This is a genomic window from Streptococcus mitis, from assembly GCF_902159415.1.
Taxonomy (GTDB): domain Bacteria; phylum Bacillota; class Bacilli; order Lactobacillales; family Streptococcaceae; genus Streptococcus; species Streptococcus mitis_BG.
The window spans coordinates 69,420-94,683 of sequence record NZ_CABGJU010000003.1; the positions used below are offsets into that span (position 1 = coordinate 69,420).

Sequence of the window (25,264 nt, forward strand, 5' to 3'; positions counted from 1 at the left end):
CAAATCTATTTTTAAATTTAAGTTAGAATGAGGTTTTACTCATGGAAAATGTTGTTGTACATATCATCTCTCACAGTCACTGGGATCGTGAGTGGTATCTACCATTTGAAAGTCACCGCATGCAATTGGTGGAACTTTTTGATGATCTTTTTGATCTTTTCGAAAATGATCCTGAGTTCAAGAGTTTCCACTTGGATGGGCAAACCATCGTCATTGATGACTATTTAGAAATTCGCCCTGAAAACCGTGACAAGGTGCAGCGTTATATCGATGAAGGCAAATTGAAGATTGGGCCTTTCTATATCTTGCAGGATGATTACTTGATTTCCAGTGAAGCTAACGTCCGCAATACTTTGATTGGACAAGCGGAATGTGCTAAATGGGGCAAATCTACTCAGATCGGTTACTTCCCAGACACCTTTGGAAATATGGGGCAGGCTCCTCAAATCCTTCAAAAATCAGGGATTCACGTCGCAGCCTTTGGTCGCGGTGTCAAGCCAATCGGATTTGACAATCAAGTCCTTGAAGATGAACAGTTCACCTCTCAATTTTCTGAAATGTACTGGCAGGGGGCTGATGGTAGCCGTGTGCTTGGTATTCTCTTTGCTAACTGGTACAGTAATGGGAATGAAATTCCAGTGGATAAAGATGAGGCCATGGCTTTCTGGAAGCAAAAATTAGCAGACGTCCGTGACTATGCATCGACCAACCAATGGTTGATGATGAACGGCTGTGACCATCAGCCTGTACAGAGAAATATTAGCGAAGCGATTCGTGTGGCAAACGAACTCTTTCCAGACGTGACCTTTATTCATAGCTCCTTTGACGAATATGTCCAAGCAGTGGAAAGTGCACTTCCTGAACACCTATCAACGGTCACAGGTGAGTTGACTAGCCAAGAAACAGATGGTTGGTACACTCTTGCCAACACATCTTCATCCCGTATTTACCTCAAACAAGCCTTTCAAGAAAATAGCAACTTGTTAGAGCAGGTCGTGGAACCTTTGACCATTATCACTGGTGGACATAACCACAAAGATCAATTAACCTATGCTTGGAAAGTTCTTTTGCAGAATGCACCACACGATAGTATCTGTGGATGTAGCATCGACGAAGTTCACCGTGAAATGGAAGTTCGTTTTGCCAAGGTCAACCAAGTCGGAAACTTTGTCAAGAGTAACCTTCTTAATGAATGGAAGGGGAAATTGGCAACTCAAAATGCTGAGAGCGACTACCTCTTTACTGTCATCAACACGAGTCTGCATGACAAGGTAGATACTGTTAGCACGGTACTCGACGTCGTTACTTGTGAGTTCAAAGAATTATACCCAACTGAAGGCTACAAAAAGATGGCAGCCTTGACCTTGCCAACCTACCATGTAAAAGATTTGGATGGCCGTGTGGTCGAAGCTAAAATTGAAGACTTGGGAGCAAACTTTGAGTATGACCTTCCAAAAGACAAATTCCGTCAACCTCGTATCGCTCGTCAAGTGCGCGTGACACTTCCAGTTCACCTAGCAGCTCTTTCTTGGGCAAGCTTCCAGTTGGTTGAAGGCGAGGGAGAAGGCCGCGATGGTATTTACCAAAATGGAGTCATTGATACACCATTCGTAACAGTGAGTGTAGATGAAGGAATCACAGTCTATGACAAGACTACAAACGAAGCCTACGAAGATTTCATCCAATTCGAGGACCGTGGAGATATTGGTAACGAGTACATTTACTTCCAACCAAAAGGAACTGATCCAATCTATGCAGAACTCAAAGGATACGATGTCCTAGAAAACAATGCTCGCTATGCTAAGGTATTGCTCAAACATGACTTGACTATTCCAGTTAGCGCAGATGAAAAATTGGATGCAGAACAAAGAGGTATCATCGAGTTCATGAAACGAGATGCAGGTCGTTCAGAAGAGTTGACAACCATTCCTCTTGAAACAGAAATGACTATCTTTGTGGACAATCCACAGATTCGCTTCAAGACTCGCTTTACTAATACAGCCAAAGACCACCGCATTCGTCTCTTGGTGAAAACTCATAACACTCGTCCAAGCAATGATTCTGAAAGTATCTATGAAGTTGTGACACGGCCAAATCAACCAGCAGCCTCTTGGGAAAATCCAGAAAATCCACAACACCAACAAGCCTTTGTCAGTCTTTATGATGATGAAAAGGCTGTAACTGTAGCAAATAAAGGATTGCACGAATACGAAATCCTTGGAGATGACACCATTGCAGTGACGATTCTTCGTGCTTCAGGTGAGCTAGGTGACTGGGGCTACTTCCCAACACCAGAAGCTCAGTGCTTGCGTGATGTCGAAGTAGAATTTGCTGTGGAATGTCACCAGGCAGGCGAACGCTTCTCTGCTTTCCGTCGTGCTAAAGCCTTCCAAGTGCCTTTTACAGCTCTTCAAGTTGCAAAACAAGAGGGTAGTGTTGCAGCTACTGGTAGTCTTTTCAACCATCCAGCGCTTAGCATACCACAAGTCTGCCCAACAGCCTTTAAGGTAGCTGAAAATGGAGAAGGTTATGTTCTTCGTTACTACAATATGAGTCAAGAAAATGTGCGTATATCTGAAAAACAACAAACAATTCTTGATTTGCTGGAACGTCCATATCCAGTCCATTCCGGACTATTGGCACCACTTGAAATTCGTACAGAATTGATTCAAAAAGAAGAAATTTAATTTTAAAAAGTAAACATAAACAGAAAGGAGGAGCGAAAAAGTAAGAACCAACTGCTGATTCGCTCCTTTTTGCAGGTGAAAGCAATGACCATTGCAGCGATTGATATCGGGGGGACAGGTATCAAGTTTGCCAGTCTAACTCCTGATGGAAAGATTTTAGATAAGACCAGTACCCCAACTCCAGAAACTCTAGAAGATCTGTTAACTTGGTTGGATCAACGCTTGTCAGAACAGGACTACAGCGGAATTGCAATGAGTGTGCCAGGTGCGGTCAATCAAGAAACAGGTGTGATTGAGGGGATTAGTGCCATTCCTTATATCCATGGTTTTTCATGGTATGAGGCCCTTGCTCATCACCAACTCCCTGTCCATCTAGAAAATGATGCCAACTGTGTTGGACTTAGTGAACTGCTAGCTCATCCTGAGATTGAAAATGCAGCCTGTGTCGTCATTGGTACAGGTATTGGTGGGGCTATGATTATCAATGGGAAACTACACCGAGGTCGTCATGGCTTGGGTGGAGAGTTTGGTTACATGACAACTATCGAACCAGCTGAAAAACTAAACAACTGGTCGCTACTAGCTTCTACAGGAAACATGGTTCGGTACGTGATTGAAAAATCTGGTCAGACCGACTGGGATGGCCGTAAGGTTTACCAAGAAGCTGCAGCAGGCAATGTCCTTTGTCAAGAAGCTATTGAGCGCATGAATCGTAACCTAGCTCAAGGGCTACTCAATATCCAGTACCTCATCGATCCAGATGTCATTAGTCTAGGAGGTTCTATCAGTCAGAACCCAGATTTTATTAGAGGTGTGCAAAAAGCAGTAGATGCTTTTGTCGAAAATTATGAAGAATATACAATTGCTCCAGTGATTCAAGCTTGCACCTATCAGGCAGATGCCAATCTCTACGGTGCCCTTGTTAACTGGTTACAGGAGGAAAACCAATGGTAAGTTTTACAGGACTTAGTCCCAAACAAGCACAAGCTATTGAAGTATTAAAAAATCACATTTCACTACCAGATGTAGAAGTGGCAGTCGCTCAGTCTGATCAAGCCTCTATTTCTATCAAGGGTGAGGGCGGACAGTATCAACTGACCTATCGTAAACCTCACCAACTCTATCGCGCCTTATCAGTGCTAGCAACGGCTCTAGCAGAAGGTGACAAGGTGGAGATTGAGGAGCAGGCCGCCTATGAAGATCTAGCCTACATGGCAGACTGTTCTCGAAATGCAGTGTTAAATGTTGCATCTGCCAAGCAGATGATTGAAGTTCTGGCTCTGATGGGCTACTCAACCTTTGAACTCTACATGGAAGATACCTATCAAATCGAGGGACAATCATACTTTGGTTATTTCCGGGGGGCTTATTCAGCTGAAGAGTTACAGGAAATCGAAGCCTATGCCCAGCAGTTTGATATGACTTTTGTTCCTTGTATTCAGACCTTGGCCCACTTATCAGCCTTCGTCAAATGGGGTGTCAAAGAAGTGCAAGAACTCCGTGATGTAGAGGACATTCTCCTCATCGGCGAAGAAAAAGTTTACGACCTAATTGACGGCATGTTTGCGACCCTATCTAAACTGCAGACTCGCAAGGTCAATATTGGGATGGACGAAGCCCACTTGGTTGGTTTGGGACGCTACCTCATCCTAAACGGTGTTGTCGATCGTAGTCTCCTCATGTGTCAACACTTGGAGCGGGTGTTGGATATTGCCGATAAGTATGGTTTCCACTGCCAGATGTGGAGCGATATGTTCTTCAAGCTCATGTCAGCAGATGGCCAGTATGACCGTGAGGTTGAGATTCCAGAGGAAACTCGTGTTTATTTAGACCGTCTTAAAGACCGTGTGACCTTGGTTTACTGGGATTATTATCAGGATAGCGAAGAAAAATACAACCGTAACTTCGGTAACCACCACAAGATTAGTCAGGATATCGCCTTTGCAGGTGGTGCTTGGAAGTGGATTGGTTTCACGCCACATAATCATTTCAGCCGTCTAGTAGCTATTGAGGCAAATAAAGCCTGCCGTGTCAATAAGATTAAAGAGGTTATTGTGACTGGTTGGGGAGATAACGGTGGCGAAACAGCTCAGTTCTCTATTCTACCTAGTTTGCAAATCTGGGCCGAACTCAGTTATAGAAATGATTTAGAGCGTTTGTCTGCTCATTTCAAGACCAATACAGGTCTATCAGTTGAGGACTTTATGCAGCTTGATCTTGCAAACCTCTTACCAAATCTACCAGGAAATCTAAGTGGTATCAATCCTAATCGCTATGTCTTTTATCAGGATATCCTCTGCCCAATTCTTGACAAGCACATGACACCTGAACAGGACAAACCCCACTTTACCCAAGCAGCTGAGATTCTGTCAGACATTAAAGAAAGAGCAGGCATCTACGCTTATCTCTTTGAGACTCAGACTCAGTTGAATACTATTTTAAGTAGTAAAGTAGATGTAGGACGACGCATTCGTCAAGCCTATCAAGCAGATGATAAAGACAGCTTGAAACAAATCGCTCGGGAAGAATTGCCAAAACTCAGAAGCGAGATTGAAAATTTCCATGCCCTCTTTAGCCACCAATGGTTGAAAGAAAACAAGGTCTTTGGCTTGGATACGGTCGATATCCGTATGGGAGGACTCTTGCAACGGATTAAGCGAGCAGAAAGCCGCATCGAAAACTATCTATCAGGTGAAATTTCTCGTATTGATGAACTAGAAGTAGACATTTTACCATTTAATGATTTCTATGCAGATAAGGATTTCGCAGCAACAACAGCCAACCAGTGGCATACCATTGCAACAGCTTCGACAATCTATACAACATAAAGATTAGAACACCCTGTATGAAGTAGGGTGTTTCTCGTGAAACATACTTTTATAAACAAAATTTCTCCACATAAAATAATTTGTGGAGTTTTTTCTATAATTTGTAGTTTAAACTGTCCTAAAAATAAGAGTATACTATTTTTGTAAACGTTATCAAATCTAAAAATGTGAGATTATGAAGCTTTAGAAAAATAAAAAGGGAGGAAATTATGAATAAGTTTTCAAAAACTTTAAGAGATAATTGGATTTTTCTCTTAATGGTTTTACCAGGAACAATTTGGTTGATTTTATTCTTCTACATTCCAGTTTTTGGGAATGTGGTTGCCTTTAAAGACTACCATATGACTGGTGAGGGATTCATCCACAGTATTATAAATAGTAAATGGGTTGGACTAGATAACTTTAAGTTCTTATTTAGTTCAAAAGATGCCTTTGTCATCACTCGAAATACTGTCCTTTACAACCTTGGATTTATCTTTATCGGTTTGATTGTGTCAGTTGGTATCGCCATTATCCTTAGTGAACTTCGCTCTAAGAGAATGGTTAAAATCTACCAAACCTCTATGTTGTTTCCTTACTTCCTATCTTGGGTTATCATCAGTTTCTTTACAGATGCTTTCCTAAATATCGATAAAGGGCTTATTAACCACACCTTGGAAGCTCTTGGCATGAAGGGGATTAATTTCTACGCTGACATCAGTATCTGGCCTTATCTTCTCCTCTTCCTAGGTATTTGGAAAGGGTTTGGATACAGTAGTGTTATGTACTACGCAACCATCATGGGTATTGATCCAACTTATTACGAAGCAGCAACAGTGGACGGTGCTAGCAAATGGCAACGTATCCGCAACGTAACGATTCCTCAGTTGACACCACTTGTGACAGTATTGACCATCCTTGCAGTCGGAAACATCTTCCGTGCAGACTTCGGTCTCTTCTATCAAATCCCTCACAATGCTGGTCAGCTCTATAGTGTAACAAACGTATTGGACGTCTATGTCTTTAATGGTTTGACTCAGACAGCAGATATTGGTATGGCTTCAGCAGCCGGTCTCTATCAGTCAGTTGTCGGTTTGATTCTGGTTATCCTATCAAACTTGCTTGCAAGACGTGTTGATCCTAACTCGGCACTATTCTAGAAAGGAGGAGCATATGGCAAAAAAAATTCAAAAAGAAAAAATTGATAATGTTGGCATACACTCCTTCGGAAAAAAAGCAAACATCTTCTTCAGTATCATATCAGGTTTGCTGGCCTTCTCTTGTATATTGCCTTTTATCTTCGTTATCATTATATCAGTTACAGATGAGAAGAGTATTGTTCAATATGGATATAGCTTCTTCCCATCACAGTTTGGATTAGATGGTTTTGAGTTTTTGGCTCAATTCAAAGATAAAATTTTACAAGCGCTCTTTATCTCAGTATTTGTGACAGTTGTCGGTACATTGACAAACGTCTTTATTACTACAACTTACGCCTATGCCATCTCACGTTCAACATTTAAGTATCGTAAATTCTTTACAATCTTCGCACTGCTTAGTATGTTATTCAATGCTGGTTTGGTACCAGGTTACATCGTGGTAACTCAGTTGCTTCACCTTGGTGATACCATTTGGGCCTTGATTGTTCCAATGCTTCTATCACCATTCAACATCATGTTGATGCGTTCCTTCTTCAAGAAGACCATCCCAGAAGCAATCCTCGAATCAGCTCGTATTGATGGTGCTAGCGAGGCTCGGATCTTCTTCCAGATTTGTTTGCCGCTTTCACTACCAGGTATCGCAACGATTACACTATTGACAGCACTTGGATTCTGGAATGACTGGTTCAATGCACTTCTTTACATCAAGAGTGATAACTTGTATCCATTGCAATATTTGCTCATGCAAATTCAAAACAACATGGATTACATTGCCAAGTCAGTTGGTATGTCTGGACAACTTGCAGTTGCCCTACCAAAAGAAACAGGACGTATGGCTATGGTTGTAGTTGCAACTGTTCCGATTGCGATTCTCTATCCATTCTTCCAACGCTACTTTGTAAAAGGTTTAACTATCGGTGGTGTTAAAGAATAAGAGACACTGAGAAACAAGCTTTCTCTACCCTATCTAACTTTTCATCATAAGAAAAGTTACTCATTAAAATTGTTTATAAATTAAAAATAAAAAAAGGAGTTTTTATCATGAAAAACTGGAAAAAATATGCTCTTGCTTCTGCTAGCCTTGTAGCTTTGGCTGCTGGCCTTGCAGCTTGTGGAAACCTTAAAGGGAATAACCAAAAAGCTGCTGAGTCAACTTCAGGCGAAAAAACTGTTATCAAAATGTACCAAATCGGTGACAAACCAGATAACTTGGATGAATTGCTAGAAAATGCAAACAAAATCATCGGTGAAAAAGTTGGTGCTAAATTAGACATCCAATACCTTGGTTGGGGTGACTACGGTAAGAAAATGTCAGTTATCACTTCATCAGGTGAAAACTACGATATCGCATTTGCAGATAACTATGTAGTAAACGCTCAAAAAGGTGCTTATGCTGACTTGACAGAATTGTACAAGAAAGAAGGAGCTGAACTTTACAAAGCGCTTGACCCAGCTTACATCAAAGGGAACACTATAAACGGTAAAATCTATGCAGTGCCAGTTGCAGCCAACGTTGCATCTTCACAAAACTTTGCTTTCAACGGCCCACTTCTTGAAAAATACGGCATCGATATCTCAGGTGTAACTTCATACGAAACACTTGAACCAGTCTTGAAACAAATCAAAGAAAAAGCACCAGATGTAATGCCATTCGCTGTTGGTAAAAACTTTATTCCATCAGAAAACTTTGACTACCCAGTTGCAAATGGTCTTCCATTCGTCATCGACCTTGAAGGCGACACTACTAAGATTGTAAACCGTTACGAAGTTCCTCGTTTCGTAGAACACTTGAAGACTCTTCACAAATACTATGAAGCAGGATACATTCCAAAAGACGTGGCAACTAGCGACACTTCATATGACCTTACTCAAGATACTTGGCTTGTTCGCGAAGAAACAGTAGGACCAGCTGACTACGGTAGCAGCTTGCTTTCTCGTGTTGCTAACAGAGACATCCAAATCAAACCATTTACTAACTTCATCAAGAAAAACCAAACAACTCAAGTTGCTAACTTTGTAATCTCAAACAACTCTAAGAACAAAGAAAAAGCAATGGAAGTGTTGAACCTCTTGAACACTAACCCAGAACTCTTGAACGGCCTTGTTTATGGACCAGAAGGCAAGAACTGGGAAAAAGTAGCAGGTAAAGAAAACCGTGTTAAAGTCCTTGATGGATACAAAGGAAACACTCACATGTCAGGATGGAACACTGGTAACAACTGGATCCTTTACATCAACGAAAACGTAACAGACGAGCAAATTGCACAATCTAAGAAAGACTTGGAAACTGCAAAAGAATCTCCAGCGCTTGGATTTATCTTTAACACTGACAACGTGAAATCTGAAATCTCAGCTATCACTAACACTATGCAACAATTCGATACAGCTATCAACACTGGTACTGTAGACCCAGAAAAAGCTATTCCAGAATTAATGGAAAAACTTAAATCTGAAGGTGCATACCAAAAAGTATTGGATGAAATGCAAAAACAATACGACGAATTCTTGAAAAACAAAAAATCTTAAGATAGATTGATTTCGTGTATTCATTCCTAAAAGATGCGATCACTGCCTTGTCTGGAACTTTCTAGATAAGGTGGTGATTCTTTTTATAGTTGTTGCGAAAAGGCTAAAGAGATGGCTATAATAGCCTTTTAAATATACGATAATAAGATATGAATAGGGCTTAATTGAGCTAATACCCCTATTAGTTTAATTAAGTAGATTTTTAAATGAATCTAGCTTATAATAAATATATAAGACAATGAAAGCGCTTAACATTGTGAAAATTACTTTATCTATTTAGTGATTTCTAGACCAGCTATCTAGGATAAGTAGGTAAAAAACCGACAACATTTGTCAACAATTCCCTTTGGGGATAAGAATTTTACATGAGGTTATTCATATGAAAAAAACACCCAATCGTTGGTTAATTTTGGCAGCAGCCATTTTAACGAATCTCTCTCTAGGTGCTGGTTACGCCTGGTCAGTCTTTCAAAAGGCACTGCTAGAAACCAATGCTAGTCAAGGATGGGTTCAAGCCCAAACTTCTTTGGCCTTTAGTATTTCTTTTGCAATGGTACCTGTTGGTATGATTATTTTTGGTCCTAAAGTCGATTCAGTAGGACCTAAGAAATTTGTATTCCTAGGTGGTATTCTCTTCGGTGCTGGTATGTTCGCTACTGGATTTGCTACCACTCTTCCAGTCCTTTATCTCACTTACGGGGTTGTCCTAGGACTTGGTATTGGTTCAGCTTATGGAGCATCTACTTCAGTTGCTACTAAGTGGTTCCCAGATAAAAAAGGTCTAGCTGGTGGTTTGACAGCAGCAGGTTTCGGATTAGGTCCCCTTATTATCGGTCCAGTTGCCAAATCTTTGATTGCTTCTATGGGTGTTTACTCAACATTCAAAGTATTAGGTATCATTCTTCTAATTGTTATTTGTACTTCTTCATTGGTAATGGAGAAAGCTCCTGCAGCTGCACCGGCAGCTGGAGCATCTCAACCAGAAGGTAAAACTTACAAAGAAATGCTTCGTGACGGAAATTACTGGCTTCTATGGTTGATTTACGTTCTTGGTGCTACTGGTGGAATGATGATCATCGGTACTGCAGCATCAATTTCTGACCAGTATCAACTTGTAGGAGAAGCTACACTCTTCGTTATGTTAGTATCTATCGCTAATACATTTGGACGTATCTTCTGGGGTTCAGTATCTGATAAGATCGGTCGCTACCCTACAGTTATCGCTATGTTTGGAGCAATTGCTGTTGGATTATTGCTTACAGCCTTGTTCAAAGGCCCAGGAAGTATCTTGGCTATCCTTGGAGTTATGATGGTTGCCTTGTCATTCGGTGGATTCCTAGGTTCATTCCCAGGTATCACTGCTGAAAACTGGGGAGTAACTTATGTAGGAACAAACTACGGTTGGATGTTTACTGCATATGGTGTGGCTGCGATTGCTGGTCCACAGCTTGGTGCACGTCTTGCACAAGCAAACCAAGGAGACTATACAATGGCCTTCTTCATCGTTATCGGTATGGCTATCGTTGGTATTCTTCTCCAACTCTTCTACATGTCTAAAGCTAAAAAAGCATAAACACTAATCCTTGGAATTTTCCAAGGATTTTTTTATTGTTTTAAATCATATGTAGGATTGGAAATCAGAACGAGTCCTAGTTATAGGAGGTTAATTTTCAGTCAAATAAATTGCAATCGCTTTGCTTTGTCGGTATACTAGTATAGTTAGATGAAAAATTCTGAAAATTTAAGAATAGAAAAGAGAACAAATCTTATGGCAAAAGATATTCGTGTCTTACTTTACTACCTCTATACTCCAATTGAGAATGCGGAACAATTCGCTGCAGATCATTTGGCCTTCTGTAAATCTATCGGTCTAAAAGGTCGTATCCTTGTGGCTGATGAGGGTATTAATGGAACAGTTTCAGGTGACTACGAAACAACACAAAAATATATGGACTATGTTCACAGTCTCCCAGGAATGGAGAACTTATGGTTCAAGATTGATGAAGAAAACGAGCAAGCCTTCAAGAAGATGTTTGTTCGCTACAAAAAAGAAATTGTTCACCTTGGTCTTGAAGATAATGACTTTGACAATGACATTAATCCATTAGAAACAACTGGTGCTTACCTATCTCCAAAAGAGTTCAAGGAAGCTTTACTTGATGAAGATACTGTTGTCTTAGATACACGTAATGACTATGAATATGATTTAGGTCATTTCCGAGGAGCAATCCGTCCAGAAATCCGTAACTTCCGCGAGTTACCACAGTGGGTTCGTGATAACAAGGAAAAATTCATGGACAAACGTGTTGTCGTCTATTGTACAGGTGGCGTGCGTTGTGAAAAATTCTCTGGTTGGATGGTTCGTGAAGGTTATAAAGATGTTGGTCAATTGCACGGAGGTATCGCAACATACGGTAAAGACCCAGAAGTTCAAGGTGAGCTTTGGGATGGTAAAATGTATGTCTTTGATGAGCGTATCGCAGTGGATATCAACCATGTGAATCCAACCGTTGTTGGTAAGGACTGGTTTGATGGAACACCATGTGAACGCTATGTAAACTGTGGTAATCCATTCTGTAACCGTCGTATCTTAACGTCAGAAGAAAATGAAGATAAATACCTTCGCGGGTGTTCACACGAATGCCGTGTTCACCCACGTAATCGCTATGTTTTAGAACATGAATTAACAGAAGCTGATGTAATTGAGCGTTTAGTAGCACTTGGTGAGAGTTTAGATCCAGCTACAGCAGTATAAAAAGCAAACAGTCCTGAGGGGCTGTTTTTCTATGCTTTTTACCCAAAAATCTAAAATTTGTTTCTGCATCTTTCAGGAAAATAGTGTATACTATATGTAAACGATTTCAAAGGAGCCTATGTATGGTGAAAGCATTTTTTATTCCAAATAAACAAAGTGTCCTAGGACAACAGGAGATTTTAACAGCAAAATCAATTTTAGCCCTTGTAGATGGCTTGGAATCTCATAGCTATGATGCTATCTATCTCCGTCAGCCTCTCAATCGCCTTGAGTATATCGAGTGTGCTGTTGTGGGTAAGTCTCAATTTCTCTTTAAAGTTAGCTATGAAGATAGCAAGAAAGGCTATCAAGTTGTTATTCCTGATTTTATCACAAGAGCTGACTGGGAAATTGTAGAAGCCCTTTTGCGAGCCTTGTCTAGTAAGGTCGGAGAAGCAGTTGAAGGCTTGGCAGACTTTGACTTGAATGCTTACTTCCAAGAAACTGTTAAGAACTATTTAGCTGACAAGGCTGCTCGTCTATATTTCTGCCAAGGAATTCTTTCACCTATTTATTTTAATAAGACGGATTTGGAAGCTTTCTTAGAACAAGATGGTTTGACACGTTTTGAAACTCTGGTCAAAAAGGTTCAAGAGTCTGATGCTTATCTTGCAACCCTCAGATTTTACCCAGATGGCCAAGGCAAGATTCACGGCATCTACCATTTAGCCCAGGGAGTTAAGACTATCTTACCGAAGGGGCCTGTTGTTCCTGCTCCTTACATTGAGCAATTGGCAGGTAAAGATGTCATCTGGGAGATTGACTTGGTGAAAATATCTGGAGATGGTTCTAAGCCTGAAGACTATGAAGCAGTAGCCAGATTAGATTACAAAGCCTTCTTAGAAGCTCTTCCAAAGGAACTGTATCAAGATTTGGATGCCAACCAAATAGTGGTAGGACCAATCTTAGGGGAAGATTTTGAAGCTTTAGTAAATAGTGAGCTAGAGAAATAAACGAAAGATAGTAGTTCTAAAAAATAAGAAAAGGCAGATTTTTGGTCTGCTTTTTGTGTACAAAAAATCCTGTCAAGAGCTGACAGGATTTTATATTACATAGAGGCTAGAATTCGGAGATAATCAAAAACCAGTGCCATTTCTGCTAGGAAAAAGAGAAATAGGATGCTTCCGTTGACTAGGAAGGCCAAGAGAAGGCGATAGAAGGGGTCGGTTTGACTATCTTTACTAGGTTTTGAGATGATGTAGAGGTTAGCAAGAAGTACCATAACTAAGCTAATCAGACATAGAAAGATGGCAAATTTGAGACTGTTAAAGAATGCGAAGAAACTAGCCAAACTTGTCAAGAGGATGGGAATAGCGAAGAGTCGGCTGTACTCTTGGAAGGTTTTATCTAGTGTCCAGTCATTATTTTGATCGACAAAACGTTTGACTACAAATCCACCCATGAGAATTGAAAAGAAGAAGAGACTTGTCGCTACTAGGATGGAGAAGACCGAGAAGAGATTGAGAGACGGGAATTGTTCCATGAAGTGAGCATCGATGCTTGCCATACGACCATAGTAGCCTTGTTTGGCGTGATAAACTGTAAAGAGGAAACTTGTAGCAGAAAAGATAGTTAGTAGCGCAAAGGCATTATAACTATGTTTCTTATCTGTATCAAAACTAGCTGTGGGTTCTTTCAAAGCTCCTCGTAGCCAAATCCAAAAATCAGTAAATTCTTCTTTGAAGATTGCTGTTTTTGTAGGGACAGGGTCTGGGATAAATGGACTTTCCAAAGATTTGCTAGGCTGAGGTGCTTCCTTAGCTGGTTTTTCTGCTTGGTCTGTCTTTGTTGCCAGTTCTTCTTGTTCTTCAGTCTCTACAGGTTCTTCTGACTTGTCTGCATTTTCCACGATCTCTTCGTGTTCGCCATTCTCTACTTTTTCTAGGTCAGCTTCTTGTTCTTCAGGATTGACTTGAAGATTTTCTTCAACCACCGGCAACTCTTCTTTTTCTTTTAACTCTTCTTCAGGAATGACTGGATCAGATGGATGTTCTTTTTTCTCATTGTTGGCTGTTTTCTCGAAATCAGCACTTTCAAACCATTCTTGAGTCATAATAGACCTCCTTTTTATTTCTTGTTTGAGTGATAATGATTAACTATTATTCATAATTTCTCGAATTGGGCGAGCGATCCGGTTCGTCTGGAATGTTGATATCTTGACCTGCCTTTGCGACGAGGAGATCTTTCGTATCTTTTTTCTCTACTTTGTAAGGATTGGAGAATTCTTCGTCCCTATTTACATGATTTCCCTGGACAGGATTCACTCCTTCTCGAGTTCGATGATAGATAGCCCCATATTCTGATGAGAGATTGAGATTGATTCGTTCAAGCTCTTTTCGGGACAACATGAGTATGATGTCATTTTCTGCCTCGAATTCTACCTTACCGTGCACTTGGATGTCGTCAGCAGAGATATGTTGATGTTCTGCTTGGATACGGCTATCTGTTAGACTGGTTTCAAATACATTGACGATTCCAGCTGTGGTCAGTTGGCTGTTTTTGATCTCGCTATTAGTGATACGAAGAAGATAGCCATTTGACTGAATCTTGGCATTGCTGACTTTTACATCGGCAATCGAAAGGACACCGTGGTCGATCTGGGCGGTTAGATTTTTTAATTCTCTTCCTTTTGGCAGCGATAGAACGACCTCGTTATTGCGGCTAGAGACTCCGCTTACGATAAATAGGATACCCTCGATACTAGAACCTACAAAGCGGTGTGTCGTTGACTTGGTGTCAGAAATCTCAAGAGTTTTTTCTTTGATAGAATGCTGGAGGTTTTCTTTTTCAGAGATGGTCGGGTGATACTGAAGGTGAATCTTGTCATCGCTAGATTGTCTAATGACTAACGAATGTTCTGTCAGTGACATGTTAAGATTTTCAATATCTTGATCAAAAACGAGCTCTTCCATTCGGCTCTCAAAGACTGGTTTTTGTGACATTGCAAGGAGGCCTCTGACACCGTCTGTTTGGATGCCGATGATCATCATTGAAAAACCGATGATACTGGTAACAACACCAAAGATAAGAAATCCTTTTGTCCATTTACGCATGTCTTTCACCTCTCTTTCCTCTATTAAGAATCCATTGGATAAGTCGAAGAACTAGTAATCCAAAGAAACGTGTTACATAGGAAGTCGCTAATAAGACTAGAGACGAAGCTCCGATCGCTAGTAAGCCTCCACCAAAAATCAGTATAAAAGCAGATGTCGATTCAGCCAGAACGTAGAAGCTTTCAAATAGGAGAACGCCTCCTAGGATTAGTCCAGCTACTGATACAGCAAAGAAGGCTATAAGTACGCTGACAGCAGCGATAAAAATCCCGATGATAGCCATGAGAAGAGCAATTCCGACTGGAATTCCGATAGGAGCTGCAAGAAGGGCTAATAGAGCAATGCGTAAAATATGGCGGTCGTTCTTGCTGGAATTTTCTTCGTTGATTTTCTTATCAAGAAGAGTAGTCAGGACATCATGGGCAGCTTCTTTTGGACTTCCCAGGCTAGCAATAAGCTCCTCCTCACCTTCTGGACCAGCATCATCAAAGAGTTCTTTGAAGTAATCCATGGCTTCAATGCGATCAGATTGAGGAAGCTTCATCAGATAGGCTTCAAGCTGATTCAAATATTCAGTTCTTGTCATGGCGAATGCTCCCTTCTATGATGCCGTTGATAGTGTCAGTGTAGAGTGTCCACTCTTCTCTGAGTACAAATAGTTGCTCCTCCCCAATCTCTGTTAAGGAGTAGTATTTCCGCATCCGACCTTGGTATTCGCGAGAGTATGTAGTCAGATAGCGGTTGGTATCCAGTTTTTTCAAGATGGGGTAGAGGGTAGATTCCTTGATTTTGGCAATGAGTTTAATGGTTTGACTAATTTCATAACCATAGGAATCCCCTTGTTCTAGGATGGCCAAGATGAGAAATTCAATCAAAGCCGCTGATGTTGGGAAATACATGGGGCACCTCCTTTTTAGTATATAAAAATTTTATATATAATTATTCTACACATACATCATACATCTAAATGTAAGCCCTGTCAAGCAATATGTATAAAATTTTTACATATAAAAAATCTTCTAGCAAAAACTAGAAGATTAGAGAATTTTATCCGCTCGATCCACCATAAAGAGGTAGATTGTCATGATGATATCAATCATTAAAAGAGCCAGTACGGATGGGATCCAAGAATGGAAGATGTCAAAGCTATAACCAAAGAGAGTTGGTCCAAAGGCTGCCAGGATGTAACCACCTGTCTGGGCAAGCCCAGATAATTGGGCTGTCTTTTCAGGAGAGCTAGTTTTGATAGAGAAGCAAACCATGAGATAAGGGAAAAGAGCGCTACAGGCAGTACCAATCAAGAGATGCGCTACTAACCAGTAAAGGAAACTCTTGCTCGGGTATAGGAGCATAGCAATTCCAAGCATTCCAGCCAGAGAGATAACTGTCAGCATGATTTGACGGTGACGGTTGGACAAACGAGTTGTTAAACTTGGAACGGTCATCGAGAAGGGGATACTGATCAGTGAAAAGATAGAAGCCAGAAGGCCAGCGTCTGTATGAGATAGTCCTGCACTGATGGCCATGGTTGGCAACCAGGTCATGCTGGTATAGAAGAGCAAGGACTGAAGTCCACCGAATACAATAATTGCCCAAACTTTCTTGTCTTTTAGAATGTTCTCTTTCTTTTGTTTTTTCTCATGTCCTTCTAGAAAATGATTGTGACGATGGTTGGGGAACCAGACCACTAAAGTGAGTAGACAGACAAAGGATAGGCAGAGAATCAAGCCTTTCCAAGATGTAGCCTGAGTAATGGGAACCGAGAGATAGGAAGCAAGAGCTGTTGCGATTCCCATGGAAGTTACATATACTGTTGTCAGGAAGCTAATCTTTTGTGGGTAGTTGGCTTGAATAGCGCTAGGCAGGAGCACGTTAAAAATAGCGACACTTGCTCCGATGAGTAAAGTTCCTAGATAGAGTAGAGGAAGATTAAAGATACGAATCACTGAACCTATGGTCAATACGATAAGACTATAGGTGAAAAGGTGCTCGAGTCCAATCTTTTGAGCCAAACGAGTCGCAAAAGAGGAGAAGAGGGCAAACATCAAGAGAGGAAGGCTAGTCAAAATCCCAAGGGAACTGACTTCTACTCCCAAACCTTGAGCAATGTCACCTAAAATAGTCGGTAAAGCTGTAAAAGGTGCTCTTAAGACTGCTCCGACTAGGATAATCCCAAGGACAAAAAATAGTGATTGTTTTTTCATGAGAACCTCGATAAGACGATTTTAATAACAGCTTATTTTAAGTTTTTTTCCTATTGATGTCAAGTTAAGGGACAAAAAGCTATGCTATGAAAGGATTCAGCTACTCCCAAAAACTAGATTAGCTTTACTAGTTTTTTTCTGGGATTCAAATAAAAATAGGAAAGTCTGGAAATTTGTGATAAAATAGTGAAAGAAAATCTATACATTGGAGAAGTACTGTGTCTGAAAATCGTAAATTTAGCGTCTTGATGTCAGTCTATGTTAAAGAAAATCCAGCCTTTCTAGAAGAGGCAGTAGAGAGCATCATACATCAAACGCTCAAACCTAGCGAAGTGGTCATCGTCGAAGATGGTCCACTGACACCTGAACTGTATCAAGTTTTGGAAAAATTGGAAGCACAGTCAAGTATTCCAATCAAACGTTGCCCACTTGAGCAAAATCGAGGCTTAGGTTTAGCGCTTCAGTACGGTGTCTTACAGTGCCAATATGGCGTCATTGCTCGTATGGATACAGATGATATTGCTGTTGAAGACCGTTTCGAACAACAGTTCGAATTGATGGAAAAAGAAAACTTGGACCTGCTAGGTGGTCATATTGCAGAATTTATCGACCGACCTGATGAGATTGTGTCTTACCGCCGTGTGCCAATTAAGCATGAGGATATTGTTGTCTACCAGCGTATGAGAAGTGCTTTTAACCACATGACTGTTATGTTCAAAAAAGAAATGGTACTAAAGGCTGGTAACTATGAGGATGGCCTTTATATGGAAGATGATCTTCTCTGGCTCAATATGATTAGTGCTGGAGCTCGAACTGGAAATGTGGATCAAATCCTATGTAAGGTACGAGTTGGGGCAGGGATGTTTGAACGCCGTGGAGGTCTTCGCTATCTTAAACTCTATCGCCAAGCACGAAAGAGAATGCAAGCTCGTGGACAAATTTCTTATGGCGAATATCTGAAAAGTGTTTTAATCCAGGTTGTCGTCGCCCTATGTCCAGGATTTGTGCGACAGTTTATATTTTTGAAACTTCTAAGAAAAAGCAAGTAATGTCTAGCTGATAGTATTTTAAAACTATATCTTATCACTGCTAGCAAATGTGATTCTGTATAGGAGGATACCATTCACATGAATAAAAAAATGACAGATTATGTAATTGATCTGGTTGAAGTATTAAATAAACAACAAAAACAAGTATTCTGGGGATTTTTTGACATCACCAGTATGGTTTTATCAATCATTGTTTCCTATATTCTATTTTATGGCTTGATTAATCCAGCCCCGGTAGACTATGTCATTTATACAGGTCTAACCTTCCTTTTCTATCAAATTATGATTGGATTTTGGGGGCTTAATGCTAGTATTAGTCGATATAGCAAAATAACAGATTTCATGAAGATTTTCTTCGGAGTAACTATCAGTAGTATCTTATCTTATGTTATTTGCTATGCTTTCTTGCCGCTCTTTTCTATCCGCTTTATCGTACTTTTTATCCTATTAACAACTTTCTTGATTCTACTTCCTCGTATCACTTGGCAGTTGATTTACTCAAGACGTAAAAAGGGAAATGGAGCTGGAGAACACCGTCGTACCTTCTTGATTGGTGCTGGTGATGGTGGAGCACTCTTTATGGATAGCTACCAACATCCTACTAGTGATTTAGAGTTGGTTGGTATTTTGGATGACGACGAAAAGAAAAAAGGTCAGAAACTTGGGAAAATTCCGGTATTAGGTTCTTACAATGAGCTCCCTGAACTTGCTAAACGTTACAGGGTTGAAAAAGTGATTGTTGCGATTCCTTCCTTGGATCCATCTGAGTACGAACGCATTTTGCAGATGTGTAACCAACTTAATATTAAATGTTTTAAGATGCCCAAAGTCGAATCTGTCGTACAAGGCCTTCATCCGTCTGTTAGTAGTTTCCAAAAACTGGACCTTGCAGACTTGTTGGGAAGACAGGAGATTCGTTTAGATGAGTCACGTATCGGAGATGAGATACACGGCAAGACGATTTTAGTTACTGGCGCAGGGGGCTCAATCGGTTCGGAAATCTGCCGTCAGGTTAGTCGTTTCAGTCCGGAGCGAGTTGTCTTGCTCGGTCATGGAGAAAACTCTATTTATCTGATTTACCATGAATTAATTCGTAGTTTCCAGGGAATTGACTTTGTTCCTGTCATTGCCGATATTCAAGATTACGATCGTTTGCTTCAAGTTTTTGAACAGTACGAACCAGCGATTGTTTACCATGCTGCAGCTCATAAACATGTTCCGATGATGGAGCGTAATCCAAAAGAAGCCTTTAAAAATAATATCCTTGGAACATACAATGTTGCTAGAGCAGTTGACGCCGCACGAGTTCCAAAAATGGTCATGATTTCAACAGATAAGGCCGTTAATCCACCAAACGTAATGGGAGCAACAAAACGTGTGGCTGAGTTGATTGTCACTGGATTTAATCAACGTAGCCAATCTACCTACTGTGCGGTTCGTTTCGGTAACGTACTCGGTAGCCGTGGTAGTGTAATTCCTGTCTTTGAACGTCAGATTGCTGAAGGTGGGCCTGTAACGGTGACGGATTTCCGAATGACTCGTTATTTTATGACCATTCCAGAAGCTAGTCGCTTGGTGATTCATGCGGGCGCTTATGCAAAGGATGGAGAAGTCTTTATCCTTGATATGGGCAAACCCGTACGCATTTACGATTTGGCTAAGAAAATGGTTCTACTCAGTGGTCATACTGAAAATGAAATTCCAATCGTAGAAGTTGGAATTAGACCAGGTGAGAAGCTTTATGAAGAGTTGCTTGTATCTACTGAGTTAGTTGAAAACCAAGTTATGGATAAGATTTTTGTTGGTAAGGTTAATGTTATGCCTCTAGACAGAATCGATCAAAAAATTGAGGAATTCCGAGCTTTGCGAGGAGCTGAATTGAAGAAAGCTATTATTAGCTTTGCTAACGAAACAACACATGTTGACTAACATGAACTGCACTCTTAAAAAGAGTGCAGTTTTTATGTGAGTATTATCCTATGTAATCGCTTTATTTATTCTCAATTATGGACAGACTTGTCAATAATGACTATGTGTGATAAACTGATACTAAATAAAAAATATATAGGGAGTATCTTATGATTAACGCTTATAAAAGTTTCTTTAAAGGCTATGTAGATTTTGCAGGCCGTTCAACACGTTCAGAATACTGGTGGGTTTGGTTGGCCAATAACATCCTTTCTATTCCTCTCTACATGGCATACGGAAATGCTATGTCTAACCCACGAAACGAGAGTGCTCTTATTGCTTTAGGTGGAACTGCCATAATCTATATGGTCATAGGACTAGCACTTCTCTTACCTGGACTAGCACTGACAGTTCGTCGTCTACGCGACGCTGGTTTCCATTGGGCACTCATCTTTGTTGCCTTTATTCCAGTAGTTGGGGGTATCGCTCTTATGGTTCTCCTAGCTATGCCGACAAAGGAAGAAGCAACTCCTGCAATCAGTGAGGTTCAAGAAGTTCGAGTTGAAGAAGTTATCGAAGCTTCACCTTTTGAAGAGACAGACAATAAATAAAGGTAACTAAGCTCTGTTGTTATATCTTATTTACTAGTCTCTTAATTCTGGTAGACAAGTCTAAAAGACTCCCAAATCTTCATTTGAGAGTCTTTTTATTAGTTTTTCTTCTGAAGATGAGATAAAAGGTCTGTTGACTGATGGGCAACCCAATCAGGTTGGTAGCTCATCAACTCTTCTTCTTCACCAAATCCCCAGGTTACGGCCAATGTTTTTATCCCTGTTTCCTGGGCTCCAATCATATCATATTTGGTATCTCCGATAATGACAACCCTATCTGGGTCTAGGTTATGAGTTTGCAGAGCTTGGCGAATGACATCTGCCTTATGTAAAGCCTGAGGGCTTGAACCATAGATGCCGTCAAAGAAGTGGTCAATACCAAAATTACTAACCATATTTTCTGCTATTGAAGTGTTTTTGGTGGTTGTTATATAGAGGGGATAATCCTTGGATAATTCTGAAAGTATACTTTCTATGTTTGGGAAAAGCTTAGCTTCGTAAACTCCCTTATCCTTATAGTAGAAACGATAAAGCCGGACAGCTAGTTCAATCTGGTTCTGTGGTAAACAACTAGCAAAGCTTGTTTCAAGTGGAGGTCCCATAAAACCTCTGATAGTCTTGGCGTCTGGACTAGGGACATCAAGTTGGTTAAATGCATAAGTAAAACCATTGTGAATGCCGATAGAGCTATCAACAAGTGTTCCGTCCAAATCAAAAAAGATGGCTGATAGAGATGGCATAGATTCTCCTAGTAGTCTTGAAATTAGTCGCCGAAGATTTCTTTTTGAAGGTGTCGGCCTGTAGGGGTAGCAGCAAGTCCTCCCTCTGCAGTCTCACGGAAGGCAGTTGGGAGGCTAGAGCCAACTTGATACATGGCATCAATGATTTCATCAACTGGAATTTTTGATTCAATACCTGCTAGGGCCATGTCGGCTGCAATAAAGGCAAAGCTCGCTCCCATAGCGTTTCTCTTGACACATGGTACTTCAACTAATCCTGCAACGGGATCACAGATAAGGCCCAACATGTTTTTAATAACAAAGGCAATCGCCTGGCTAGCTTGGTAAGGAGTTCCACCGGCAGCTAAGGTAAGAGCAGCAGCACTCATGGCTGAAGCAGAACCGACTTCAGCTTGGCATCCTCCTTCAGCTCCGGAAATGGAGGCATTGTTGGCAATGACGAGGCCAAAAGCTCCAGCTGCAAATAGAAAATCGAGTTGTTGTTCGTGTGTTAAATCTAACTTTTCAATGGCAGAAGTTAGAACTGCTGGGAGGCATCCTGCACTTCCTGCAGTAGGTGTTGCACAAACGAGTCCCATCTTGGCATTGTGTTCATTAACTGCAATGGCATTACGAGCGGCAGATAAAACTGTCAAGTCTGACAGGGTCTTTCCTTGTTTGATATAGTGATCGAGCTTGGCTGCATCTCCTCCGGTTAAACCGCTACGAGATTTCTTTTCGCTGAGACCAAGCTCGACAGAAGCTTTCATGACTTCAAGGTTACGTTTCATGAGGAGAAGAACTTCTTCTCTCTCTCGTCCAGTTAGCTCATACTCAGTAGTAATCATGAGCTCAGCAACATTGCCTTGGAAATCTAGTTCGGCTTGTTCAACTAATTCTTTGATAGAGTAAAACATATTTTCTCCTATTGAAAGAAATTGACATTGTGTAAATGAGGAATTTTACGAATTTCTTCGATAGATTCTTCACAGTTGCGACTATCAACTTCGATAATCATAATTGCTTTCTCACCAGCTTTTTCTCGAGTTACATTCATTTGAGCGATGTTGATACCAAAGCGAGAAAGAGCTTCTGTCACATGAGCAATCATACCTGGAACATCTTGATGAACGATGATGATGGTAGGGGTGTTCATGTTGAGAGATACGGCAAAACCATTTAATTCTGTCACCTGTATATTTCCACCACCGATAGAAATACCAGTAACACTAATGCTCTTATGGGCATTTTTAACAGTAATTTTAGTGGTGTTAGGGTGAGGGGCGTTACTATCCTTTTGAATCGTCCAAACAATCTTGATTCCACGCTTATAAGCAATCTCTAAGCTGTTTGGAATTTCTGGATCATCTGTATCCATCCCCAAAATACCAGCTACAAGGGCAAGGTCTGTCCCGTGTCCACGATAGGTTTTTGCAAAAGAGTTAAAAAGCTGGAATTCGACTTCGGTTGGAGTATCATCAAAGATAGAAGAGACGATTTTTCCGATACGAACAGCTCCTGCTGTGTGACTACTAGACGGCCCAATCATGACAGGACCAATAATATCAAAGACAGATTGAAAACGAAGTGATTGCATCTGTTTCCCCTTAAAAAGATTCTTGCTTCTATTATATCAAAGATTACTTTCCTTGGCTTGAATCCATCACGAAATATCTGTTTCCTACTTAAATGGTGTAAATTAGGGCCTTTTGTGACAAAAAAAGTCTTTTAGGGGTAAATAAAAAATAGTCTTGTAACATTTCTACACAAAAATGTTAAGAAATAGTAATATTTCTAGAGTATCATAGAATTATAAGAAAGAAGGAGAAACTTTTTTAAATGAAATCAAATATTAGAACTAAATTTGCTGGATTAGCAGTTGTACTTGCTTTCCTTGCACCATCATTAACTTTTGCACAAGAATCAAAAACTTATATTGTTAAACCTGGAGATACTCTTTCAGAGATTGCTGAAACTCACAACACAACAGTTGAAAAATTGGCTAAATTGAACAACATTAAAAACATTCACCTTATCTATGTTGACCAAGTATTGGTTATCGACGGTGAAGCTCCAGTAGTTGCTGCAACACCAGCGACGACAAAACCAGCAGCACCTGCTACAACTGATGCATCTGCTACTACTGAAGCTCCAGCCCCAGCTGCTGTAGAAGAAACTCCAGCTGTAGAAGAAACTTCTGCACCAGCAGCTGCAACACCAACTCCAGCAGCAGAGAGCACTCCAGCCACAGCTGCGACTGTAAGCGGATCAGAAGCAGAAGCTAAAGAGTGGATTGCTCAAAAAGAATCAGGTGGTAGTTACACAGCTACAAACGGACGTTACATCGGACGTTACCAATTGACAGATTCATACTTAAACGGTGACTACTCAGCTGAAAACCAAGAACGTGTAGCAGATGCTTATGTGGCAGGACGTTACGGTTCATGGACAGCTGCTAAGAACTTCTGGCTTAACAACGGTTGGTATTAAGAAATAAAAATAAGAGCCTTGAAAGGCTCTTTTTTGTACTTTTATTTGATAAAAGATAATCTTTAAACATTAGTGATGACAAAAGTATTAAGTCTGGCGCTTTTACTGAATGGTTCCACCTGAATTAGCAAGATGAACTGTTTGTATCGCGAATTTCAACCTAATCACTATGGCTATTAGACTCTGCTTGAGAACCAGAAGAATCAGCAGTTTGTCCCCCTGTATTAGCGCCATTATCTCCTCCGCTGCTAGCACTATTAGTTGAGTATTGATCTGTTGCAGGTGCCTGGGAATTAGATATGCTTCCATTTGTTTCTGGATAGCTTTGAATATAGCCACTATCTTCTGAACGGCTGGCTTCTATTCCGGCATCTCTAGTGGTCGTTTCTGTTTGGGTAGTTTTTTCTTCTTCTTTTTTGGTCAAGACTTCAACTTGTTTTTGGAATTTAGAGATTAGTTCTTGAATTGGTTTTATCTTTTCTTCGATAGAGATTTGTTGGTTAGCAGAGTTGATAGTTTCAATGATTCCTAGTATTTTTTGTAAGGAAGTGATGGCTGTTTCAAGTGCTTGTTTATCTTGAAACTGGCTATCAGAATCTTTTATATCTAATTTCAAAGCTTTTTCACTATAATGATTTGTGACTTTATCGGCAGTAGAAGCGAGAAAGTCTGCTAATGTCTTTTTGCCTTCATCAGTAGTTGGTTTTAATTCTTGAATTTTTTTCCAATCTTCTATAATGGTTTCAGAATCAATATTGAAATCTTTAATAGCGTTTTTTACTTGTTCAACATCTTGTTGATTTTGTTGTTGTTTGATGAGAGCAATGTTTCCTCTCTCTGCTTGAACACGTTCTTGATGAATGACTAAGCCTGCCAAAAGTCCAAAACCTGCAACAACTATAATAGTAAAAATGGTATTTTTTGATTTTAGTATGTCTTTGTAGTTGTTCACAATCGTTTTACGCACATGGATGATGGTATATGTAAGGAATCATGTGCGTATTCCTCCTTATAACAGTATATCATTTTTAGTTGATTTTAAAAATAAGTTTTTAAAGAGAATGGAGGTTTAAGGATGAATTAATTTCTTTTGTATCCTATCTTCATGTATTTATAAAAGAGGTGGCTAGGTTTGCCAGCATCTTCCTTGTCTTCTCTATCTATGCATGTTATAATGAAAACTGCTCAAACGACCTTCAATCGTGAAGCACACACGACCTTCAATCGTGAATAAACGAATAGATGGGAGACTTACC

The 25,264-nt window shown here is 40.3% G+C and carries 22 protein-coding genes; 13 read left to right on the forward strand and 9 right to left on the reverse strand.

Annotated elements, in window-relative coordinates:
* Window positions 1-41: 41 nt before the first annotated feature.
* The 9 genes from FN031_RS07975 to FN031_RS08015 all read left to right on the forward strand — a co-directional run bounded on the left by FN031_RS07975 (window position 42) and on the right by FN031_RS08015 (window position 12,927).
* Complete coding sequence (locus FN031_RS07975) at window positions 42-2,687, forward strand: alpha-mannosidase (protein WP_142559210.1); 2,646 nt, start codon at window positions 42-44, stop codon at window positions 2,685-2,687.
* Between the two features lie 84 nt (window positions 2,688-2,771).
* The gene (locus FN031_RS07980; protein ID WP_142559211.1) at window positions 2,772-3,641 is read left to right on the forward strand and encodes an ROK family protein; all 870 of its coding nucleotides are present in this window, start codon (window positions 2,772-2,774) and stop codon (window positions 3,639-3,641) included.
* Window positions 3,635-5,515, forward strand: coding sequence for a beta-N-acetylhexosaminidase (locus tag FN031_RS07985; RefSeq protein ID WP_142559212.1), 1,881 nt, complete (start codon window positions 3,635-3,637; stop codon window positions 5,513-5,515). The genes FN031_RS07980 and FN031_RS07985 overlap by 7 nt, the downstream gene beginning before the upstream one ends.
* 209 nt (window positions 5,516-5,724) lie before the next feature.
* A complete protein-coding gene (locus FN031_RS07990; RefSeq protein ID WP_142559213.1) occupies window positions 5,725-6,654 on the forward strand; it encodes an ABC transporter permease in 930 nt (309 codons plus the stop codon).
* 13 nt (window positions 6,655-6,667) lie between these two features.
* Window positions 6,668-7,588 (forward strand): carbohydrate ABC transporter permease, encoded by a 921-nt coding sequence (locus tag FN031_RS07995; protein ID WP_142559214.1) that lies wholly within the window; start codon window positions 6,668-6,670, stop codon window positions 7,586-7,588.
* A gap of 107 nt (window positions 7,589-7,695) precedes the next feature.
* Window positions 7,696-9,180, forward strand: a complete 1,485-nt coding sequence (locus FN031_RS08000; RefSeq protein ID WP_142559215.1) for an ABC transporter substrate-binding protein — start codon at window positions 7,696-7,698, stop codon at window positions 9,178-9,180.
* Between the two features lie 379 nt (window positions 9,181-9,559).
* A complete protein-coding gene (locus tag FN031_RS08005; protein ID WP_075565114.1) occupies window positions 9,560-10,753 on the forward strand; it encodes an L-lactate MFS transporter in 1,194 nt (397 codons plus the stop codon).
* Window positions 10,754-10,948: 195 nt separating this feature from the next.
* Complete coding sequence (gene trhO, locus FN031_RS08010) at window positions 10,949-11,935, forward strand: oxygen-dependent tRNA uridine(34) hydroxylase TrhO (protein WP_142559216.1); 987 nt, start codon at window positions 10,949-10,951, stop codon at window positions 11,933-11,935.
* A 122-nt stretch (window positions 11,936-12,057) separates the two neighbouring features.
* The gene (locus tag FN031_RS08015; RefSeq protein WP_142559217.1) at window positions 12,058-12,927 is read left to right on the forward strand and encodes a DUF4299 family protein; all 870 of its coding nucleotides are present in this window, start codon (window positions 12,058-12,060) and stop codon (window positions 12,925-12,927) included.
* Between the two features lie 95 nt (window positions 12,928-13,022).
* Here the strand turns inward: FN031_RS08015 and FN031_RS08020 are convergent, their stop codons facing one another.
* The 5 genes from FN031_RS08020 to FN031_RS08040 form a co-directional block, all read right to left on the reverse strand.
* Window positions 13,023-14,027, reverse strand: a complete 1,005-nt coding sequence (locus tag FN031_RS08020) for a DUF6574 domain-containing protein (protein ID WP_142559218.1) — start codon at window positions 14,025-14,027, stop codon at window positions 13,023-13,025.
* A gap of 46 nt (window positions 14,028-14,073) precedes the next feature.
* Complete coding sequence (locus tag FN031_RS08025; protein ID WP_185928461.1) at window positions 14,074-15,027, reverse strand: DUF4097 family beta strand repeat-containing protein; 954 nt, start codon at window positions 15,025-15,027, stop codon at window positions 14,074-14,076.
* Complete coding sequence (locus FN031_RS08030; RefSeq protein ID WP_000198672.1) at window positions 15,020-15,613, reverse strand: DUF1700 domain-containing protein; 594 nt, start codon at window positions 15,611-15,613, stop codon at window positions 15,020-15,022. The genes FN031_RS08025 and FN031_RS08030 overlap by 8 nt, the downstream gene beginning before the upstream one ends.
* Window positions 15,600-15,926, reverse strand: coding sequence for a PadR family transcriptional regulator (locus FN031_RS08035; RefSeq protein ID WP_006149048.1), 327 nt, complete (start codon window positions 15,924-15,926; stop codon window positions 15,600-15,602). Before FN031_RS08035 ends, FN031_RS08030 begins: the two co-directional genes overlap by 14 nt.
* 138 nt (window positions 15,927-16,064) lie before the next feature.
* Window positions 16,065-17,231 carry a CynX/NimT family MFS transporter gene (locus tag FN031_RS08040; RefSeq protein ID WP_142559220.1) on the reverse strand — a complete coding sequence of 389 codons (1,167 nt, stop codon included), beginning with the start codon at window positions 17,229-17,231 and terminating at the stop codon, window positions 16,065-16,067.
* Window positions 17,232-17,449: 218 nt separating this feature from the next.
* Here FN031_RS08040 and FN031_RS08045 point away from each other — a divergent pair, with 218 nt between their 5' ends.
* The 3 genes from FN031_RS08045 (at window position 17,450) to FN031_RS08055 (ending at window position 20,799) form a co-directional block, all read left to right on the forward strand.
* Window positions 17,450-18,280, forward strand: a complete 831-nt coding sequence (locus FN031_RS08045; RefSeq protein WP_142559221.1) for a glycosyltransferase — start codon at window positions 17,450-17,452, stop codon at window positions 18,278-18,280.
* 78 nt (window positions 18,281-18,358) lie between these two features.
* Window positions 18,359-20,209: a polysaccharide biosynthesis protein gene (locus FN031_RS08050; protein WP_142559222.1), complete on the forward strand. Its 1,851-nt coding sequence runs from the start codon at window positions 18,359-18,361 to the stop codon at window positions 20,207-20,209.
* 149 nt (window positions 20,210-20,358) lie between these two features.
* On the forward strand, window positions 20,359-20,799 hold the full coding sequence (locus FN031_RS08055; RefSeq protein ID WP_142559223.1) for a DUF805 domain-containing protein: 441 nt from the start codon (window positions 20,359-20,361) through the stop codon (window positions 20,797-20,799).
* Between the two features lie 98 nt (window positions 20,800-20,897).
* On the opposite strand, the gene FN031_RS08060 is transcribed toward FN031_RS08055, so the two are convergent.
* From FN031_RS08060 to sdaAB, 3 genes are read right to left on the reverse strand one after another with little or no spacing between them, the layout of a single operon-like run.
* Window positions 20,898-21,539: an NIF family HAD-type phosphatase gene (locus tag FN031_RS08060; RefSeq protein WP_142559224.1), complete on the reverse strand. Its 642-nt coding sequence runs from the start codon at window positions 21,537-21,539 to the stop codon at window positions 20,898-20,900.
* Between the two features lie 23 nt (window positions 21,540-21,562).
* Window positions 21,563-22,435 carry an L-serine ammonia-lyase, iron-sulfur-dependent, subunit alpha gene (gene sdaAA, locus FN031_RS08065; protein WP_142559225.1) on the reverse strand — a complete coding sequence of 291 codons (873 nt, stop codon included), beginning with the start codon at window positions 22,433-22,435 and terminating at the stop codon, window positions 21,563-21,565.
* Between the two features lie 8 nt (window positions 22,436-22,443).
* Window positions 22,444-23,115: an L-serine ammonia-lyase, iron-sulfur-dependent subunit beta gene (sdaAB, locus tag FN031_RS08070; protein ID WP_142559226.1), complete on the reverse strand. Its 672-nt coding sequence runs from the start codon at window positions 23,113-23,115 to the stop codon at window positions 22,444-22,446.
* A gap of 242 nt (window positions 23,116-23,357) precedes the next feature.
* Here sdaAB and apf point away from each other — a divergent pair, with 242 nt between their 5' ends.
* Entirely contained in the window at window positions 23,358-24,008 is a 651-nt protein-coding gene (apf, locus tag FN031_RS08075) for an aggregation-promoting factor (protein ID WP_142559227.1), read from the forward strand.
* Window positions 24,009-24,168: 160 nt separating this feature from the next.
* Here apf and FN031_RS08080 read toward each other — a convergent pair whose 3' ends face one another.
* Complete coding sequence (locus FN031_RS08080; protein WP_142559228.1) at window positions 24,169-24,960, reverse strand: ABC transporter permease family protein; 792 nt, start codon at window positions 24,958-24,960, stop codon at window positions 24,169-24,171.
* Window positions 24,961-25,264: the final 304 nt, after the last annotated feature.

Coding starts and splice junctions, on each gene's coding strand:
- FN031_RS07995 (WP_142559214.1), top strand. CDS start 6,668: ATGGCAAAAAAAATTCAAAAAGAAAAAATTGATAATGTTGGCATACAC.
- FN031_RS08030 (WP_000198672.1), bottom strand. CDS start 15,613: ATGACAAGAACTGAATATTTGAATCAGCTTGAAGCCTATCTGATGAAG.
- FN031_RS07985 (WP_142559212.1), top strand. CDS start 3,635: ATGGTAAGTTTTACAGGACTTAGTCCCAAACAAGCACAAGCTATTGAA.
- FN031_RS07975 (WP_142559210.1), top strand. CDS start 42: ATGGAAAATGTTGTTGTACATATCATCTCTCACAGTCACTGGGATCGT.
- FN031_RS08005 (WP_075565114.1), top strand. CDS start 9,560: ATGAAAAAAACACCCAATCGTTGGTTAATTTTGGCAGCAGCCATTTTA.
- FN031_RS08025 (WP_185928461.1), bottom strand. CDS start 15,027: ATGCGTAAATGGACAAAAGGATTTCTTATCTTTGGTGTTGTTACCAGT.
- FN031_RS08015 (WP_142559217.1), top strand. CDS start 12,058: ATGGTGAAAGCATTTTTTATTCCAAATAAACAAAGTGTCCTAGGACAA.
- FN031_RS08040 (WP_142559220.1), bottom strand. CDS start 17,231: ATGAAAAAACAATCACTATTTTTTGTCCTTGGGATTATCCTAGTCGGA.
- FN031_RS08020 (WP_142559218.1), bottom strand. CDS start 14,027: ATGACTCAAGAATGGTTTGAAAGTGCTGATTTCGAGAAAACAGCCAAC.
- FN031_RS08000 (WP_142559215.1), top strand. CDS start 7,696: ATGAAAAACTGGAAAAAATATGCTCTTGCTTCTGCTAGCCTTGTAGCT.
- sdaAB (WP_142559226.1), bottom strand. CDS start 23,115: ATGCAATCACTTCGTTTTCAATCTGTCTTTGATATTATTGGTCCTGTC.
- FN031_RS07980 (WP_142559211.1), top strand. CDS start 2,772: ATGACCATTGCAGCGATTGATATCGGGGGGACAGGTATCAAGTTTGCC.
- sdaAA (WP_142559225.1), bottom strand. CDS start 22,435: ATGTTTTACTCTATCAAAGAATTAGTTGAACAAGCCGAACTAGATTTC.
- FN031_RS08050 (WP_142559222.1), top strand. CDS start 18,359: ATGAATAAAAAAATGACAGATTATGTAATTGATCTGGTTGAAGTATTA.
- FN031_RS08035 (WP_006149048.1), bottom strand. CDS start 15,926: ATGTATTTCCCAACATCAGCGGCTTTGATTGAATTTCTCATCTTGGCC.
- apf (WP_142559227.1), top strand. CDS start 23,358: ATGAAATCAAATATTAGAACTAAATTTGCTGGATTAGCAGTTGTACTT.
- FN031_RS07990 (WP_142559213.1), top strand. CDS start 5,725: ATGAATAAGTTTTCAAAAACTTTAAGAGATAATTGGATTTTTCTCTTA.
- FN031_RS08055 (WP_142559223.1), top strand. CDS start 20,359: ATGATTAACGCTTATAAAAGTTTCTTTAAAGGCTATGTAGATTTTGCA.
- FN031_RS08060 (WP_142559224.1), bottom strand. CDS start 21,539: ATGCCATCTCTATCAGCCATCTTTTTTGATTTGGACGGAACACTTGTT.
- trhO (WP_142559216.1), top strand. CDS start 10,949: ATGGCAAAAGATATTCGTGTCTTACTTTACTACCTCTATACTCCAATT.